The organism is Oleiagrimonas sp. MCCC 1A03011, assembly GCF_003267965.1.
In the GTDB taxonomy this organism is placed as follows: domain Bacteria; phylum Pseudomonadota; class Gammaproteobacteria; order Xanthomonadales; family Rhodanobacteraceae; genus Oleiagrimonas; species Oleiagrimonas citrea.
The window spans coordinates 562,451-578,074 of the sequence record NZ_MSPY01000002.1 but is presented as its reverse complement, the minus strand read 5'-3'; the positions used below and the strand labels follow the sequence as shown (position 1 = coordinate 578,074).

The 15,624-nt window shown below is 62.7% G+C and carries 13 protein-coding genes; all 13 read right to left on the bottom strand.

Going from position 1 to position 15,624, the window contains the following annotated elements:
- Positions 1–1,302, bottom strand: coding sequence for an ABC transporter permease (locus BTJ49_RS06220; protein ID WP_113064594.1), 1,302 nt, complete (start codon positions 1,300–1,302; stop codon positions 1–3).
- Between the two features lie 19 nt (positions 1,303–1,321).
- A complete protein-coding gene (locus BTJ49_RS06215; RefSeq protein WP_168184686.1) occupies positions 1,322–2,560 on the bottom strand; it encodes an FtsX-like permease family protein in 1,239 nt (412 codons plus the stop codon).
- 8 nt (positions 2,561–2,568) lie between these two features.
- Positions 2,569–3,867, bottom strand: a complete 1,299-nt coding sequence (locus tag BTJ49_RS06210; protein WP_113064471.1) for an ABC transporter permease — start codon at positions 3,865–3,867, stop codon at positions 2,569–2,571.
- Positions 3,868–3,870: 3 nt separating this feature from the next.
- A complete protein-coding gene (locus tag BTJ49_RS06205) occupies positions 3,871–5,082 on the bottom strand; it encodes an FtsX-like permease family protein (protein WP_113064470.1) in 1,212 nt (403 codons plus the stop codon).
- The gene (locus BTJ49_RS06200; RefSeq protein ID WP_113064469.1) at positions 5,079–6,389 is read right to left on the bottom strand and encodes an ABC transporter permease; all 1,311 of its coding nucleotides are present in this window, start codon (positions 6,387–6,389) and stop codon (positions 5,079–5,081) included. Before BTJ49_RS06200 ends, BTJ49_RS06205 begins: the two co-directional genes overlap by 4 nt.
- Positions 6,390–6,503: 114 nt before the next feature.
- Positions 6,504–7,631: an FtsX-like permease family protein gene (locus BTJ49_RS06195; RefSeq protein ID WP_240601749.1), complete on the bottom strand. Its 1,128-nt coding sequence runs from the start codon at positions 7,629–7,631 to the stop codon at positions 6,504–6,506.
- Between the two features lie 114 nt (positions 7,632–7,745).
- Complete coding sequence (locus BTJ49_RS06190; protein WP_240601748.1) at positions 7,746–9,071, bottom strand: ABC transporter permease; 1,326 nt, start codon at positions 9,069–9,071, stop codon at positions 7,746–7,748.
- A gap of 22 nt (positions 9,072–9,093) precedes the next feature.
- A complete protein-coding gene (locus tag BTJ49_RS06185) occupies positions 9,094–10,320 on the bottom strand; it encodes an FtsX-like permease family protein (protein WP_113064467.1) in 1,227 nt (408 codons plus the stop codon).
- 2 nt (positions 10,321–10,322) lie between these two features.
- Positions 10,323–11,621 (bottom strand): FtsX-like permease family protein, encoded by a 1,299-nt coding sequence (locus tag BTJ49_RS06180; RefSeq protein ID WP_113064466.1) that lies wholly within the window; start codon positions 11,619–11,621, stop codon positions 10,323–10,325.
- A 20-nt stretch (positions 11,622–11,641) separates the two neighbouring features.
- Positions 11,642–12,826, bottom strand: a complete 1,185-nt coding sequence (locus BTJ49_RS06175) for an FtsX-like permease family protein (RefSeq protein WP_343125520.1) — start codon at positions 12,824–12,826, stop codon at positions 11,642–11,644.
- A gap of 46 nt (positions 12,827–12,872) precedes the next feature.
- Positions 12,873–14,177: an ABC transporter permease gene (locus BTJ49_RS06170; protein ID WP_113064464.1), complete on the bottom strand. Its 1,305-nt coding sequence runs from the start codon at positions 14,175–14,177 to the stop codon at positions 12,873–12,875.
- Positions 14,174–14,386: a hypothetical protein gene (locus BTJ49_RS06165; protein WP_113064463.1), complete on the bottom strand. Its 213-nt coding sequence runs from the start codon at positions 14,384–14,386 to the stop codon at positions 14,174–14,176. The genes BTJ49_RS06170 and BTJ49_RS06165 overlap by 4 nt, the downstream gene beginning before the upstream one ends.
- Before the next feature lie 22 nt (positions 14,387–14,408).
- Positions 14,409–15,620: an FtsX-like permease family protein gene (locus BTJ49_RS06160; RefSeq protein ID WP_113064462.1), complete on the bottom strand. Its 1,212-nt coding sequence runs from the start codon at positions 15,618–15,620 to the stop codon at positions 14,409–14,411.
- Between the last annotated feature and the right edge of the window lie 4 nt (positions 15,621–15,624).

The window sequence follows — 15,624 nt, the reverse complement described above, 5'->3', positions numbered from 1 at the left end:
TCAGAGCGTCTTCAGCTGGATCACCGGCGCGATCCGACAGGCCCGCCACGCCGGCAGTAGCCCGGCCAGCACGCTGGCCAACACTGCCAGCACGAACGTGCTCAGCAGCATCGTCAAATCCATGTGTGCAAGCTGTGCATAGGCATCCGGCCGTTGCCGCACGCTCCACAACCCGAGTTCGGCGATGCCCAGCCCCAGCGCGCCGCCGCCCAGGCCGATCAAAACAGACTCCACGCCGAGTTGCGCGAAGATATCCCGCCGACGTGCACCCAGCGCCCGTCGCACGCTGATCTCGCCCCCACGGCGCAGAAATTTCGCCAGGAGCAGCGCCACGATGTTGAGCATGCATACAAACAGAAAACCCAGAGCCAACCCGCTCTGCAGGCGCACATCCTGCGGAATCAGGTTGAGGTGATCGAGCCAGCCCCGAAGGCTGTAGAGTTTCGCCGTCGCCGATGGTCGCTCGAACCGCCCTGCGGCCTTCTGCCGGGCCGCATAGGCAGCCAGGAAACGGCGATACCTTGCGACCTGTGCGGCGGAATCGAGCTGCACCCAGAACTGCAGCCAGGACGTACTCGCCCCCGTAAGCGAATCGTCACGGCCCCAGCCCGAAGTGGTATTCACGGAAAAACCCAGATCCACCGAAGTGGACAGCGGCATGAACGCGGCATCACTGTCGCCGTAGAAGTTGCCGGCAGGATCGGCGTAGAACAACGGCCGCGGGTGCCACGGGCGCGTCACGCCGATGACACGGAAATCGTGCCCTCCCAGATGCACCGTGCGTCCCAATGCCGGACTGTCACCAAGCAACCGGCGCGCCAGCGCCTGCGTGAGCACCACGACCTGCGCCCGCCTAGCATCGTCCTGCGCGGCCCAGCCCCGCCCCTTCGCGAAGGGCACGCCGAACATGGTGAAAAAATCCGCAGTCACGAAACGCACCGCCACGCTCTTCGGATGCACACCGGAAACTTCCGAGTCCGCGGTCAGACGGCTACCCGCCATCGCCACCTGCTTCGCAGCCTTGTGCGCATGCAACAGGGCCATCGCATCGGGCCAGGTCAGATCGAGGCTGGGGTCGCGGCCGAACTTGCTCCGCTTGAAGTCGAGCGGAAGCGGATTGAGATACGGCCGAAACAGGCGTCCACTGCGACCGGGCAGCGGATCACCATTCATCACATGTAACACCGTCAGCATGGTGATGCTTGCGCCGATGCCCAGCCCGATGGCAACCACCATCAGCGCAGTCAGCACCGTGCTGCGCTTCAGACTGCGCAGCGCTAAATGCAGGTAGTACCCGAACACGGCCATCCTCCCCCTGCCGCTACACCGAACGCGTCGCCACCACCGGCGGCACGCGCGAAGCACGCAGCGCTGGTCCGAGCACGGCCAGTTGACCGAACATCACCAGCACCAGCGCACCGACCGTCCATGCCATCAACGGCGGCGAGGTCAGCTCGAAATGCATACGCAGCCATTCGGCCACGATCAGCCCCAACAACACGCCCAGCGCCGCACCGACGCATACCACCAGCAGATTCTCGAACTGGTACTGCCGCAGGATGTCGCCGCGCCGTGCACCCAGCGCGCGCTGGATGCCGATCTCACGCGTGCGCTTTTGCACCCAGAAACCGCTGAGGCCAGTGATGCCAAGCACCACCACGACGGAAACTGTCGCAAGCACCGCCAACAGCAGCCAGGAAGTCACCGCATTGCCATGCAACCTCGCCGCGCGCGCGTCCTCGTAACGCTCGACCTTGACGGCCTGCGCGCCGTGCATGCCCAACGCCTGTCCGAGCACGGCGGGCAGCCGCTTCATCACGGCGTCACGTTGCGCCGGCCTGGCGCGCACCAGAAAACTCACCTGACCGAATCCATTCATGCGGAACGGCAGAAGCAGCAGATTATGTGCATGGCCTCCAGCCATATTGCTGTCCAACGTGTCATTGACGACGCCGACCACGCGCAGAGGGTCCCTGTCCTTGGATGGCTTGCGCGACAACCACAGTCCCTGGCCTACCGCATGCCCTCCGGGAAACAGCCGGTGCGCCAGCGTTTGCGTGATCACGACAGTGCGCACTTGCCGATAAATATCCATGAAGCCGCCGGTCACGTAGTCGGACTCATCGAAATCCCGACCTCGCACGACACGCAGGCCCAGCGCGCCGACCAGATGATCGCCCGCGAACATGTCCGCACCCGCGTTCTGGCCGGTCCGGGCGTTGCTGAGCGTGTTGTGCAGGAACATGCGATCGACCGTCATGGGTGTTCCCATGCCGCCACTGACGGCGATCACACCCGGCATCGCGCGTATCGCACGCTCGGCGGTGCGCAGGTCCGCATACGACCAGTGAGATCGATCGCTGTCATGCGCATTCAGCTGATGCGTGATCAGCACTTCGCCGGCCGGCACGCCGGAAGCGGCCAGCATCGGTGCGAACTGCTGCCGCAGCAAGCTGCCCGTATTGACCAGAACCACCAGCGCAAACGCCACCTGCGCGATCACGATCAGCGGTATGAATCCATGACGTTTCATGGTCTTGAGCATCAGCATTCCGCTCATACCGCCTCCTAGTTCTGCTTGACCTGAAGCGCCGGCGGCACTACCGCGGCGCGCCATGCCGGGTACACGCCGACCGCCAGGCCGGTGACCAGCGTGGCGACGCACAACGCGAGGAACGTGCTCACGTTGAAACGGATCAGATCGCCGTACGGGATGTTCTGCGCGCGCATCAGCGAAAACGCGCCCAGCATCAGCGGGAGCGCGATCACCCCGGCCACCATCGACAGACTGCCGGACTCGATCAGGTGCTGAACGAACACGTCGCGGCGCGAAGCGCCAAGCGCACGCCGCACGCCCAGCTCCGCACCGCGACGCAAGAATCGAGCAGCCAGCACGCCGGCCGCATTGAGCAGGCACAGCGCAAGGAACGCGAGCGCCACCCAGACGTAGGCGCGCACGCTGTCGGGTACCGTGTGCTGCAGGATCAACCATTCACGCACATTCAGCAGACGAGATTGATACGCGATCGGCGTCACGCCCGGCGGCGGCTTGTAGAAGCCCTGCACGACCTGCGTGGCAACACTCAGAAATTGCTGTCGCTGCCCGGCGTCGAGTCCGTACGACCACAGCTGACTGAAACGGCACTGTTTCCACTTGTCGGTGAGCTGCGACAGCGGGCAGCTCATCCCGTACATCTGCACGTCGACGCCATCCCCGGACAATAGCGGCACCATTACTCCCGCCATGTCACGCGCATATTGCCCGCCACGCTGCGAGTAGAACTTCAGCGCAGGTCGCCACGCGGCATGCACGCCGATCACTCGGAAAAGCTTCTTGTCGAGACGGATGCTCTTGCCCAGCACATCGTCCGTACCGAACAAACGCCGCGCGGTATCGATACCGATCACGGCCACCGGCGCGCCATTGCGATCATCGGCGGCGGTCCACCAATGCCCACGCAGCAACGAGATGCCGAAGACCTTCGGGATTCGCGCCGTCGCGAACATCACGGCCGTGTCCGACTCACTCTTTCTGGACGGCTCGGACGACGGTCGCACGCGCGTCGTGCCGCTCGCCACCGCCGCGACCGGAAGATCCGGCAGGCGATCGACGACTTGCTGCACCGGGCCAACGGGCATCAGCGCCTCGATCGACTCCAGCTTCTGACCTTTGGCGGGAAAGATAATCGTCTGGATCTGCCCGCTCCGCCCCGGCACCGGGTCGGCCGTCAGGGCGTGAAAGATCGCCAGCACGCTCATGCATGCGGCCAGCCCCAGTGCCATCACGGCCACCACCATCACGCTGGTGCGCGGATGCCGGCGCATGCCTCGCCAGGCCAGATGCAGTGCATAGCATGCCTTGGCCATGCCTTACACGCTCCTTGTCGCCACCACCGGCGGCACGCGCGCAGCGCGCAGCGCCGGTCCCAGCACCGCACACTGCCCCAGCACCCACAGTGCCACCGCCCCCACCAACAAAAATACAGGCGGCAACTGCGGCAATTCGAATCGATGCATCAGAAACAGATTCAGGCCGTACATACACACCGTGCCAAGCAGCACGCCGCCACTGACGATCAAAAAGTTCTCGATCTGGAAATAACGAAGAATGTCGCCGCGTGTCGCGCCCAGTGCACGGCGCATGCCGATCTGTCTCCGCCGTTGCTGCACCCAGAAACTGGCCAGTCCGCTGACGCCTAGCGTGGTTACGACGATCAGGATGAGCATGATCGCGAACAGCATCTTGCCGACCGCCAGATCGCCGCGGAAATACTTTTCGCGCAATTGTTCAAACGTGAACATCTTGCTTTGAACGTGCTGAGGGTCGTTCTTTGCGAGGGCTGCAGCGGCGGCGCGCAGCGTCTCCTGCAATCGCGCAGGCTTGCTGCGGATCATGAATCCACCTCCCATCTGACTCTTTCCGACACCGTATTCGAGGACGATCGCATAATCGTCGTCGGCCCGACCGGTGAGCCGGGCACGAAGGTGATCGACGATGCCGATCACGCGCAGGGTGCTCTGGCCGTCGTAGATCAACTTTCCGAGCGCAGTTCCACCAGGGAACAGACGCTGCGCCAGCGCATGCGTGATCAACACAGGAAACTGTGTCCGCTGGTTCATCTGACCGATGACAGGGACTTCGCTTTCGTCGAAATCACGCCCCTCTACGATGTGCAGCCCCAGCGTCTTGCTCAATCCACGGCTTCCATCGAGCTCATAGGCCCGCGTGATCTTGTGCTGACGGTCAGGATGCAGAAACACCGGATCGTGATCGACATACCACAGCGGCGGACCGCCGAACGCCGCGGATTCCACGCCGGGAACGGCGCGAATAGCGGCCAGATCGCTGGCGGTGGTGACGGAACCTTCCGCGCCGATCACGCCGATGCTCTGAATCACTCCGATCTGATCTTCTGCCACACCAGTCGGTGTATGCGCACGCTGAATGCCGCCGTAGACGATGAATACCAGATTGCCGAGCACAGCCATGGTCAACGCGATCTCCAGCGTCAACAGCACCACCGCTGTCTTGTGACTCTTCAACGCCTGGACAATGGGGCGAACCTGAATCAGAACGCTCATAGCGACTTCACCTGCAGAGCGGGGGCCACACGCGCTGCACGCAATGCGGGCCATACGCCGGCGATCAACGTCGCCAGCAAAGCCATGAACAGCGCGGCAAGCAGCATGACCAGATCGAGATGAGCAGAGGCCGCGAAGTCGACTGGCTGCTGCCGCACCATCCACAAGCCGAGCCAGGCCACAGGAAGACCACACACACCACCCGCTACACCGATCACTCCAGCTTCGACCAGGCACTGCATGAACACATCCCTGCGCGCGGCCCCCAGCGCACGTCGAACACCAATTTCGCCGGACTTGCGCAGGAACTTGGCAACCATCAGTCCGATGGTGTTGAGCATGCAGATCAAGAACACGCCAAAGGCAATCCAGGTCTGCATGCGCACCATGACCGGGATCACGCGTTTGTAGTCCAACCAATCCAGCAGACTGCGCAGACGCGTATTGGGCCGACGCTGAAAACGCCCCAGTGAGCGTTGTTCAGCGCTGTATTTCTGAAGCAGCGAACGATAGCTCGCGACCTGCGCCGGATGGTCCAGCCGCACCCAGAACTGCGCCCAAGTGCATGTCGCAGCCTTGGGGTCATGCCGCCCCGCGCTCGGATTATTGCCCCAGCAGCGCATGGCGCCGTAGCCGTAGTCCTGCGGCAGATCCAGCCAGGTGAAGAAAGGCAGGTACATCTGTTCCTGCCTGCCGAAGGCCCGGCCATCCAGGTCGTAGAAGCGCGGCTGCGGATTCCAATCGCCGATCACGCCGATCACACGAAAGCTCTTGGTCGCAATCTCCAGTTCGCGACCGACGCTGTTCTCTCCACCGAACAGTTCATCGTTCAGCGCCCGGGTGATCACCACCACATGCGCATGCTTGGCATCTTCCGCAGCGGTCCACCCGCCGCCATATACGAACGGCACATCGAACATGGAAAAGAACGCCGACGTCGTCGCACGATCCGTGCGCATCTGCAGCCTGCTTCCCTTGTTCGTGCTACGCGTGGGAAGCCGATTGGCACTCATCAGGACACGCGGATAGGCACTCGAAAGCCGGTACAAATTCTGTGCATCGGTATATGTGAGATTGTCCGGCGGTTCCGTGTCGGCACCAGACAGGCCTTTAGGCCGCGGATCCACCTGTGGGTGGTACAGCACCGCGCTGCGCTGCGGCAGCGGATCCCCGGACAGGTTGTGCAGCACCGTCAGCATGGTGATCGAGGCACCGATGCCGAGCGCGATAGCCAGCACCATGAACCCAGCAAGCACCTTGTGGTGTCGCAGGCTGCGCAGGGCCAAATTCATGTAGTAACCGAGCATTCCTTATGCACCTCTAACGCGCGGGCCGTGCTTGTCGCACCCTGCGTGACTTCCGATTTGCGTTTTTGCGGCCCTTGGCCGCTGCCGCTGCACCAACTTCGTTCTCGTTCGCCATCACGCACTCCGTGTCGCCACGACGGGCGGCACACGTGCAGCGCGCAAGGCCGGCGACAACACCGCCAGTTGCCCGAGCACGAGCAGCAGCACCGCACCCACCGGCAGATAGCTCCACGGCAGGCGTGGCAATTCGTAGTGATGCATGAGCCACAAATTCACGCCGTAAGCCGCCATCAGGCCGAGCAAGCTTCCGAAGCCGACAAGTAGGAAATTTTCCGCCTGCAGATCCCGCAGGATGCTCCGGCGCGTCGCACCCAGCGCGCGCCGAATACCGATCTGCCGCGTACGTTGCTGTACCCAGTACGCAGTCAATCCCATGATCCCGGCCAGAGTGACGATCAACACGACCAGACACACTCCGGCCAGCAACCAGACCGAAGCCCGATACCTCGCCAGAGCCTGATCACGCAGTGCGCCGTACATGTCGTAGGCCGGATCGATGCCCCGTACCATGCCGTCTCCCAGCATGCGCTGGATGACGTTCTCCGCCTGCTTGCGCACCTGCTGAGGATCCGCTCCGGCAGCAACTCGAATCCCGATGGACGGCAACGGCCAGGCCGAAGGAATGCTCGGGAAAAGCATTGCGTGGTCGAGATTGCGATGCGCTCCGCCGCCGAAATCGTTGCGCATCAGGTGCGCGACGACACCGACGACCGTGCGCACGGCCGGATCCTTATCGCCCAATTGCAACGTCTGCCCCACGGCCTTCTGGTCCGGGAAGAGCTTGTCGGCCAGCGAGCGGGTCAGGATGACCGGCCCATCCTGGCGCATACCGACGCCGTGATTGCGCACCGCGTCCTCCTCGGCAGTGAAATCGCGCCCGGCCACCAGCTTCAGGTCCAGCGTCTTGACGAGGTGATCGCCGATGTACATGGCCGTATCCGCGCGCGTCCCGTGTCCGACACCTTGAACGCGTCCGTTCATGCGGGCATTGGTCACCATGGGCAGGGAACCCGCCACACTGACGGACGCCACACCGGGCAAACCGCGCAGGGCGCGTTCGGTATCGCGCAGCCGGCTGGTTTCCCAGGGCTTCCCGCGCGAGATAATCTTCGAGGCAATGATCAAATGGCTCGGCTCACCGATGCCATCGGGCGTGAGAATCGGTTTCAGGCGCTGCTGCAACAGGAACAGCGCATTGCAGGCGATGGCACAGGCCAATGCGACCTGCAACACGACCAGAAACGGCATCAGCCGGTGGCGAAGCAATGGAGCGAGAAGGTGTCGCACGAGGCTCTCCTAGGCCAGTTTGATCTGCAGCGCCGGCGGCTGGCGACAAACACGCCACGCAGGCAAGATTCCGACGACCAACCCCACGAGCAACGAAAGCGAAGCCAGTATCGCGAAGACGCTTGGGCTGAACTGCGCCGCGGCCGCATAGGCCACCGGCTGCATGCGCACGACCCATAGTCCGAGCCATGTCAGCGGCAAAGCCAGCACCCCACCCGCCATGCCCAGTACGCCGGCCTCGACCAGGTGCTGCATGAATACATGACGACGTGACGCTCCGAGCGCGCGTCGGATAGCCACGTGTCCCTGCCGACGGAGGAAGCGCGCAGCCAGTAGTCCCGCTACATTGATCATGCACAGCAGCAGGAAACCACCCGCCAGCACTACGTTAAGGCCCACATCGCCCGGAATCGCCTTGAGGCGGTCCATCCAGGCCTGCGTCCCAAACAGTCTCGGCTTCGGCTCCTGCACGAAACGCCCGGCCTGATGCTGGGCTTGCGCGTAATGCGTAAGAAAAACCCGGTAGGCAGATGCCCGAGCCGGGACGTCCAACGACACCCATACCTCGATCCAGCGGCAGTGGGTGACATGCGTGGACTGAAAATTGACAACTGGCGCGCTCTTCGCGCACTTCCCCGTATTGAGCGGCCCCACGCCGTGGTCCAGTGCGGCACCGACCGGCGCGTAGAACTGCATATCCTGACCGAGGAGGTTCCCCGCATTCTGAGTCAGACCGAGAAACTGCATCCGCGGCTTCCACGGAGCGGTCACGCCAATGATGCGGAATGTTCCGGTCCCCATGGTGACGCTGCGCCCGACGGCATCGCTGGTACCGAACAACTTTTCGGCCAGGGTGGCATCAATCACCACTACAGGCGCGTGCGCGGTCTGCTCAGCCTCGGTCCACGGCCGTCCATAGCGGAACGGCACGCCTAGCGTCGACAGCAGGGAACCGTAGCCGAGCAGGCCGATAACCCGGTCCGAGTGCTTGCCATCGGTCGTGGACACCTGGGCCAGACTCTGCGCCTGCGCAAATTGACTGTCTGCGTGGTGCGCGTCGACCAGTGCCTTTGCATCGCGCAGATTCAGGAGACTCTGCGGCGTATCGTACGCTGCATCATTCGCATCGCTCTGCGTGCGTGAGTCCATGGTAACCACGTACAGGTGGTCGCTAATTCCGGGAAGCGGCTCGCCTGAAAGCGCTGCGAAAATGGTTGTTGCGGTCATGCACGAGGCGATACCGATAGCCATGGTCAGCACCACCAGCAGCACCATGGGCACATTCTGGCGACAGCGTCTCCACGCCAATTCCAGGTAATACGTGAACATCGTCATGCGGTTTTCTTCCCTGTCCCCATCACACTGAGCGCGTCGCCACCACGGGCGGCACGTTCGAGGCGCGCAGCGCCGGACCGAGCACGGCAAGCTGGCCGATCAGCCACAAGGCCACAGCACCGATGGGCAGATAGAACCAGGGTAGGCGCGGCAGTTCGTAGTGCTGCATCAGAAACAGATTGATACCCCAAGCCAATGTCATGCCGAGAACGATGCCAATGGTCGCCAACACGAAATTCTCGGTCTGGAAATAACGCAGAATGTTGCTGCGCGTGGCGCCGAGGGCGCGTCGCACACCGATGGTGCGACGCCGCTGCGCCACCCAGAAACTGGCCAGGCCGACGATACCCAGCGCGGTCACCGTCAGCAGTGCGATGATCACGCCCAGCAGCGTGCCAGCCATGGCGCGGTCATTGCGGAAGAAATCCGAACGGATCTCGTCGAGCGTCCTCTTTTTCCGGATGATGCGATGCGGATCGAGCTTGCGCAGCGTCGCCACCGCAGCGGCCAGCACCCGCTGACGAGCCTGCGGATCCGTGCGCAGGACATACCGATTCGCATTGTCGGTATTCATGCGCAACGGAAACACCATCGACCATTGCGCCGCATCGTCGCCGAGGAACAGCGAGGGACGGATCAGCGCCTTGACCACACCGATCACACGCACGCCGATGTCGGCGAAGTAGAGCCGCTTGCCCAGCGCGGATTCCCCCGGCCACAGCCGTTCAGCCAACTCGCTGGTGATGATGACCGATGGAGTCCGGTTCCGCACCAGATCGACGTTGTGCATCACGGCGTCGTAGTCCATGTACTCGTCGGGACGGAAGTCACGTCCCGCCACCAACTGCGCGCCGAAGGTCTTGATCAGGTCCTGACCGAAGTACTGCGTGGCATTGAGCGTGGGCAGTTTCTGCTTTGGATCCAGGCGGATGCTGGTGTTGGACGAACTGTTGGTGAACGGCACCTGGCTGACCAACGAAGCCTGCTTCACACCAGGAATGCGGCGAAGAGCGGCAAGATCCGCCTCGGTCCGTGCCTTGGCATCCGGCTGCTTGCCGATGTTGGCCACCTGCACCATGACCAGTTGATGTTCGGCCACGCCACTGGGCATCTTCATGCGTTCCATGCGCTGGCTGATCAGGAACACGGCATTGCAGATAATGGCGCAAGTCAGGGCGATCTCCGCCACCAGCAGGAAGGCGGTGATCTTGTGGCGACGCAGAGTCGAAAGAATCGGTCCGAATTCCATAATCAATTGCTCTTCAACTGCAGGGCGGGAGTGATCAAACAGGCGCGCCAGGCCGGCAACAAACCGGCCACCAGCGTCGCGCCGATGGCAAACAGGAAAGTCGCCAGGAACATCGGTAGATCCAGGTGGGCGAGCGCGGCGTAATCCGAGGGCTGCATGCGCACGAACCACAGTCCGAGCAGGGCAAGCAGCAGGCCGCCAATGCCGCCGACCAGTCCCACCGTGCCAGCCTCGACCAGCAACTGCGCGAACACCGAACGTCGGGATGCTCCAAGCGCGCGGCGCACACCGAGTTCCGAGGCGCGACGCAGGAACTTGGCCAGCATCAGACCGACTGTATTGACCAGACACACGATCAGGAAGCCCATGGCCAGCCAGAACTGCAGATGCACGTCCGACGGCACGACATGGTTGTAGTCCAGCCATTGCATCAGGTTGCGCAGATGCACGTTCGGGTCGCGCTGGTAGATACCCAGCGATTTCTGCTGGCGCGAATAGTTGACCAGGAACTGTCGGTAGGCAGCAGCCTTCGCCGGCGTATCCAATTGCACCCAGAATTGAAGCCAGGTGCATTGCGCAGTCTTCTGATCGACATTCGTGTCGTTGCCCCAGCAATCGCGCGAACCGTTGAACGGCAGCTTCATGTCGATCCCCGTGAGCAGCGGCAGGTACACGCCCTCGCTCTCGGAATAGTCGCCGGTCATCAGGTCATAGAAGTGCGGCGTCGGCCGCCAGCTGTCGATCACGCCGACGACGCGGAAATCCTTGCCGCCCATGCGCAAGATCTTGCCGGTGCTATCTGCACCGCCGAACAGCTTTTCGTTGATCCTTCGCGAAAGCACGACCTTGCGGGCATCGTTCCCGTCGTCGACCTTGCTCCAGACATGGCCGTACAAGAACGGCACGTCGAACATGGCGAAGAAATCGCGGGTCGTGAGGCGCGCGTCCTCGAAGAAGGGTGCGATCGCCGGGTCGGGCGGCTCGATGGCCACCGCCCCGCCCGCCATCAGCGCCTGCCGATCCGCCCGACCGGCCTTGAGCAGGTTCATGCCGTCCATCCAGCTGACCTGCTTCGGAGGCTCCTGCCCTGGGCGGAAGTCGGTCTTGTCGCGCGGATCGAGCTGCGGGTAATAGAGCTTTGCGCTCTTGCCCGGCAACGGGTCACCGGACAGTACGTGCAGCACGGTCAGCGTGGTCATCGACGCACCGATGCCGAGTGCGATCGCCAACACCATCAGCGCCGTGAGCATTTTGTTGCGCTTGAGGCTGCGCAATGCCAAATCGAAATAGTAGGCAAACATGAATCACTCTCTCTCGGTCATCACACCGAACGCGTGGCCACTACGGGCGGAACCGCCGCCGCCCGCGTGGCCGGCCCCAACACGGCCAATTGGCCGATACACCACAAGGTCACCGCGCCCATTGGCACGTAGAAAAACGGCAGTCTCGGCAGCGCGTAATGCTGCATCAGTATCAGACTCAGGCCGTAGGTCAGCACCACACCGAGTCCGATGCCGAAACCGACAATCAGGAAGTTTTCTGTCATGAAGTAATGCAGGATGTCGCCACGTGTGGCGCCCAGCGCGCGACGCACACCGATGGTGCGGCGCCGCTGCGCGACCCAGAAGCTGGCCAGACCTCCGATACCTAGTGCCGTGACGACCAGCAGGGCCAGACAGACACCCACCAGCGTGCTCGCCATCGCACGATCGTCCTGGAAATAATCCTGGCGAACCTGATCGTAGGTTCGCTGTTCCAGCACTACGCGATTCGGATCGATCTGCTTGAGCCGGGCCACCGCATCACGCAGCACACGTTCGCGATCTCGAGGCGCGCTGCGGATCATGTAGCTTGAAGTCTCGCGCCCGATCTCATTGATGGGCAGGACAAAGCTGAGGGCGGCCCCTCTCTGGAAGCTGTCCGGCCGCGTCAATCGTGCCAGGACGCCGATCACCCGCAGCGGGATATCCGCACCGATGTAGATCGTTTTCCCAAGTGCGCTCTGTCCCGGCCACAACCGCTGCGCCATCGCCTTCGTGATAATCACGACATGCGGTAAGTCCCGGGGATTGCCTTCGTTCAACCCCTTTTCGGCCTGATGCAGATCGACGAACTCGTCGGCCCGGAAATCACGGCCGGCAATGAGCTGAACGCCGAATGTCGACAGCAGATTCCTGCCGAAATACAGGCCCGCATTCATCGAAGGCTGCGGCTGCCCGGGCTTGAGCTTGATGCTGCCATTGTTGCCACTCATGCCAAAGGGCACCTTGTCCACCAGCGCCACCTGCGTGACACCGGGAATCTTGCGCAGTGCCTCCAGATCGGTCTGCGCGCGCGCCTGGGCATCCGAACGTTCACCGACATTCGCCATCACGACCTGCACGAGTTGATGCTCCGCGATGCCGGTCGGCATATTCATCTGTTGCAGGTTCTGCGCGATCAGGAACACCGCGTTGCAGACGATCGCGCACGTCAACGCGATTTCCAGGATCAGCAGGATCGTCACCACCTTGTGGCGACGAAGCGTGGAAAGAATCGGCTGAATAATCATGTCATGAACTCTTCAGCATCGAAGCGGGAGCGATGTAGCAAGCTCGCCATGCAGGAAGCAGACCGGCCAGCAGACTGGCCCAAATGGCCAACAGGAATGTGACCAGCAACATGGAGGCATCCAGATGCGCCAGCGAGGCGTAATTCGCGGGACGATGGCGCACCAGCCACAACCCGAGCATCGCCAGCAGCAATCCGCCAGCCCCGCCGGCCAGACCGACCACACCGGACTCCACGAGCAATTGCGTAAACAGGGTCCGCCGGGAAGCCCCCATGGCACGCCGCACGCTCAATTCGCCTTGCCGGCGCATGAACTTGGCCAGCATCAGGCCAACGGTGTTGATGAGGCACACCAGCAGAAAGCCGAACGCCAGCCAGGTCTGCAGACGCACGTTCGCGGGGACCACCTGGTTGTAGCGCAGCCACTGCATGACATTGCGCAGACGAACGCCCGGTGGACGCTGAAAACGTCCCAGCGCTTTCTGCTGCTGCGAATAATGGACCAGGAATTGCCGGTACGCGTTGGCGTTGGCCGGCGTATTCAACTGCACCCAGAATTGCAGCCATGCGCAACGGGTGTTGCGGGTCATGTCCTTTCCGTCGGCCCCGCTGCCCCAGCAAGTGGTGCTGCCGTTGTGCCGGAAATGCGCTTCCTGTGAGGTGGAAAGCGGAATGTAGATACCCTCGTTCCCGTTGTAGCTCGTACTGTTCAGATCATAGAAATGCGGGTTGGGTCGCCAGTCGCCGAGCACCCCGACGATCTGGAAGGTTTGACCACCCAGCCGCAGCACGTGCCCCACACTGTCCTTGCCGCCGAACAATTTCTCGTTCAGCGCATGACTGATGACCGCGACACGCGCAGCGCCCTGGTCATCGCGGGCGCCCCAGGCATGCCCGTACTGAAACGGAACATCGAACATCGGGAAGAACCCGGAGGTGGTGTAGCGCGCCGGCTCAAAAAACGGATCGAGCATGGAGGACTCCGCCTTGACCGCCAGTAAGCCGCCCGTCATCAGCGCCTGGTTATCCGCCTTGCCTGCCTGCAAGAGATTCATCCCGTCCATCCAGGTCACCTGGTTCGGCGGCTCCATGCCGGGACGGTATCCGTAAGTGCCACGCGGATCGATCTGCACGTGGTAAAGCTTTTCACTCTTATGCGGAATCGGATTGCCCGACAACACATGCAGCACAGTCAGCATGGTCATGGACGCGCCGATACCGACTGCGATAGCCAGCACCATCAGCGCAGTCAGAATCTTGTTGCGCTTCAGACTGCGCAGGGCCAGGGCAACGTAATAAGCCATCATCCGGCGTCCCCCGGACCGTTCGCACCACCCTTCCCTGCGTGGTTCTTCGCCTGGACACCCGCGGGATCCGCGCGCTTTTCATCCTCGCCGGAAACCGGTTCGCCCAGTGCCGTGTTCGCGGCAGGTAGCGGTCTCACGCTGACGCGCAGGCAGGGCACGCCGACGGTGCGAAGCGGCAAAATCATGCGTCGAAAGGTCATCTCGTTCATAGGCATCGATCCTTGGACTCCCTCAGGCCGCTCGCGTCGCCACGACCGGCGGCACCCGCGCCGCGTGCAGTGCGGGACCGAGCACGGCCAGCTGCCCGATTAGCCACAGCGCCAGCGCACCAGCGGGCAGGTAATGCCACGGCAGGCGCGGCAATTCGTAGTGCTTCATCAAGTAAAGGTTGACGCCCCAGGCCAGCGCCATGCCCAGCGTGATACCGAATGTGACGATCAAGAAATTCTCCGTCTGGAAATAGCGCAGGATGTTCGCCCTGGTGGCGCCGATGGCTCGGCGGATGCCGATCTGTCGGCGCCGCTGCCGGACCCAGAAACTGCTCAACCCAACGATGCCGAACGCCGTGACCGCCAGCATCACCAGACACACCATCACCAGGATCCACACCATCGAGCGCGTGGCGGTGAATGCATGGTCGCGGATGTCCGTGAAGGTCTGCCCCTTGATCACCATGTTGGGCGCCAGCGTGTGCAGCTTCGCCTCGGCGGCATGCAGCACGCGCTGACGATTTTGCGGCGCGCTGCGCACCACGTATTGCGTGAACGCCGGATCCGGAGCCAGGGGGAAAAAGACCGCATAGTGCGCGGAACCCCGCCCGATCGAACTGCTGCCAGGACGGGCGACATCGGCAGTGACACCGATGACGGCGTAGTGATTTTCGCTTCCCACCCAGAGCTGCTGTCCCAGCGCATGCCCCGCGGGCCACAGCCGCTGCGCGAGCGACTGCGTGACGATCACGGCATGTCCGTTCGGCATCATGCCGCCCAGCAGCGTGCTGTCGGCATATTCGCCAGGGCCGAAAAAGCGTCCTTCGAGCAACCTCAGGCCGAGCACGCGCGGACCACCCTCACCCAGCATGTAGCGGGACGCGCCGGGATGCACTTGGCTGTCCGGTCCCGTGGAGACACCGTCGACGCCCGCGCTCTGACCGAATGGTATGGACGTCATGACCGCGGCGCCGGTGACTCCGGGAATCCCGCGCAGCGCGGCCAGATTGCGAGGAATATCGGCGCGAGCCGTATCCGGATTGCTGCCGTTCACGCTGATCACCACCAGGTGGCTTTCAGCGATGGCATTGGACATGCCGAGTTCGGCGACACGCTGGCCGATGATGAACACGGCGTTGCAGAACACCGCACACGCCAGGGCAATTTCGAGCACGATCAGTGCAACCGGTGTCCTGTGCTTATGCAGACTGGCGAAGATCGGAGCGATGTCCATAAAC

What these genes read in the sequence shown, in the direction of transcription:
- BTJ49_RS06180 (WP_113064466.1), bottom strand. Translation starts at nt 11,621, where the DNA reads ATGTTTGCCTACTATTTCGATTTGGCATTGCGCAGCCTCAAGCGCAAC.
- BTJ49_RS06190 (WP_240601748.1), bottom strand. Translation starts at nt 9,071, where the DNA reads ATGACGATGTTCACGTATTACCTGGAATTGGCGTGGAGACGCTGTCGC.
- BTJ49_RS06205 (WP_113064470.1), bottom strand. Translation starts at nt 5,082, where the DNA reads ATGAGCGTTCTGATTCAGGTTCGCCCCATTGTCCAGGCGTTGAAGAGT.
- BTJ49_RS06165 (WP_113064463.1), bottom strand. Translation starts at nt 14,386, where the DNA reads ATGAACGAGATGACCTTTCGACGCATGATTTTGCCGCTTCGCACCGTC.
- BTJ49_RS06160 (WP_113064462.1), bottom strand. Translation starts at nt 15,620, where the DNA reads ATGGACATCGCTCCGATCTTCGCCAGTCTGCATAAGCACAGGACACCG.
- BTJ49_RS06185 (WP_113064467.1), bottom strand. Translation starts at nt 10,320, where the DNA reads ATGGAATTCGGACCGATTCTTTCGACTCTGCGTCGCCACAAGATCACC.
- BTJ49_RS06215 (WP_168184686.1), bottom strand. Translation starts at nt 2,560, where the DNA reads ATGAGCGGAATGCTGATGCTCAAGACCATGAAACGTCATGGATTCATA.
- BTJ49_RS06170 (WP_113064464.1), bottom strand. Translation starts at nt 14,177, where the DNA reads ATGATGGCTTATTACGTTGCCCTGGCCCTGCGCAGTCTGAAGCGCAAC.
- BTJ49_RS06210 (WP_113064471.1), bottom strand. Translation starts at nt 3,867, where the DNA reads ATGGCCAAGGCATGCTATGCACTGCATCTGGCCTGGCGAGGCATGCGC.
- BTJ49_RS06200 (WP_113064469.1), bottom strand. Translation starts at nt 6,389, where the DNA reads ATGCTCGGTTACTACATGAATTTGGCCCTGCGCAGCCTGCGACACCAC.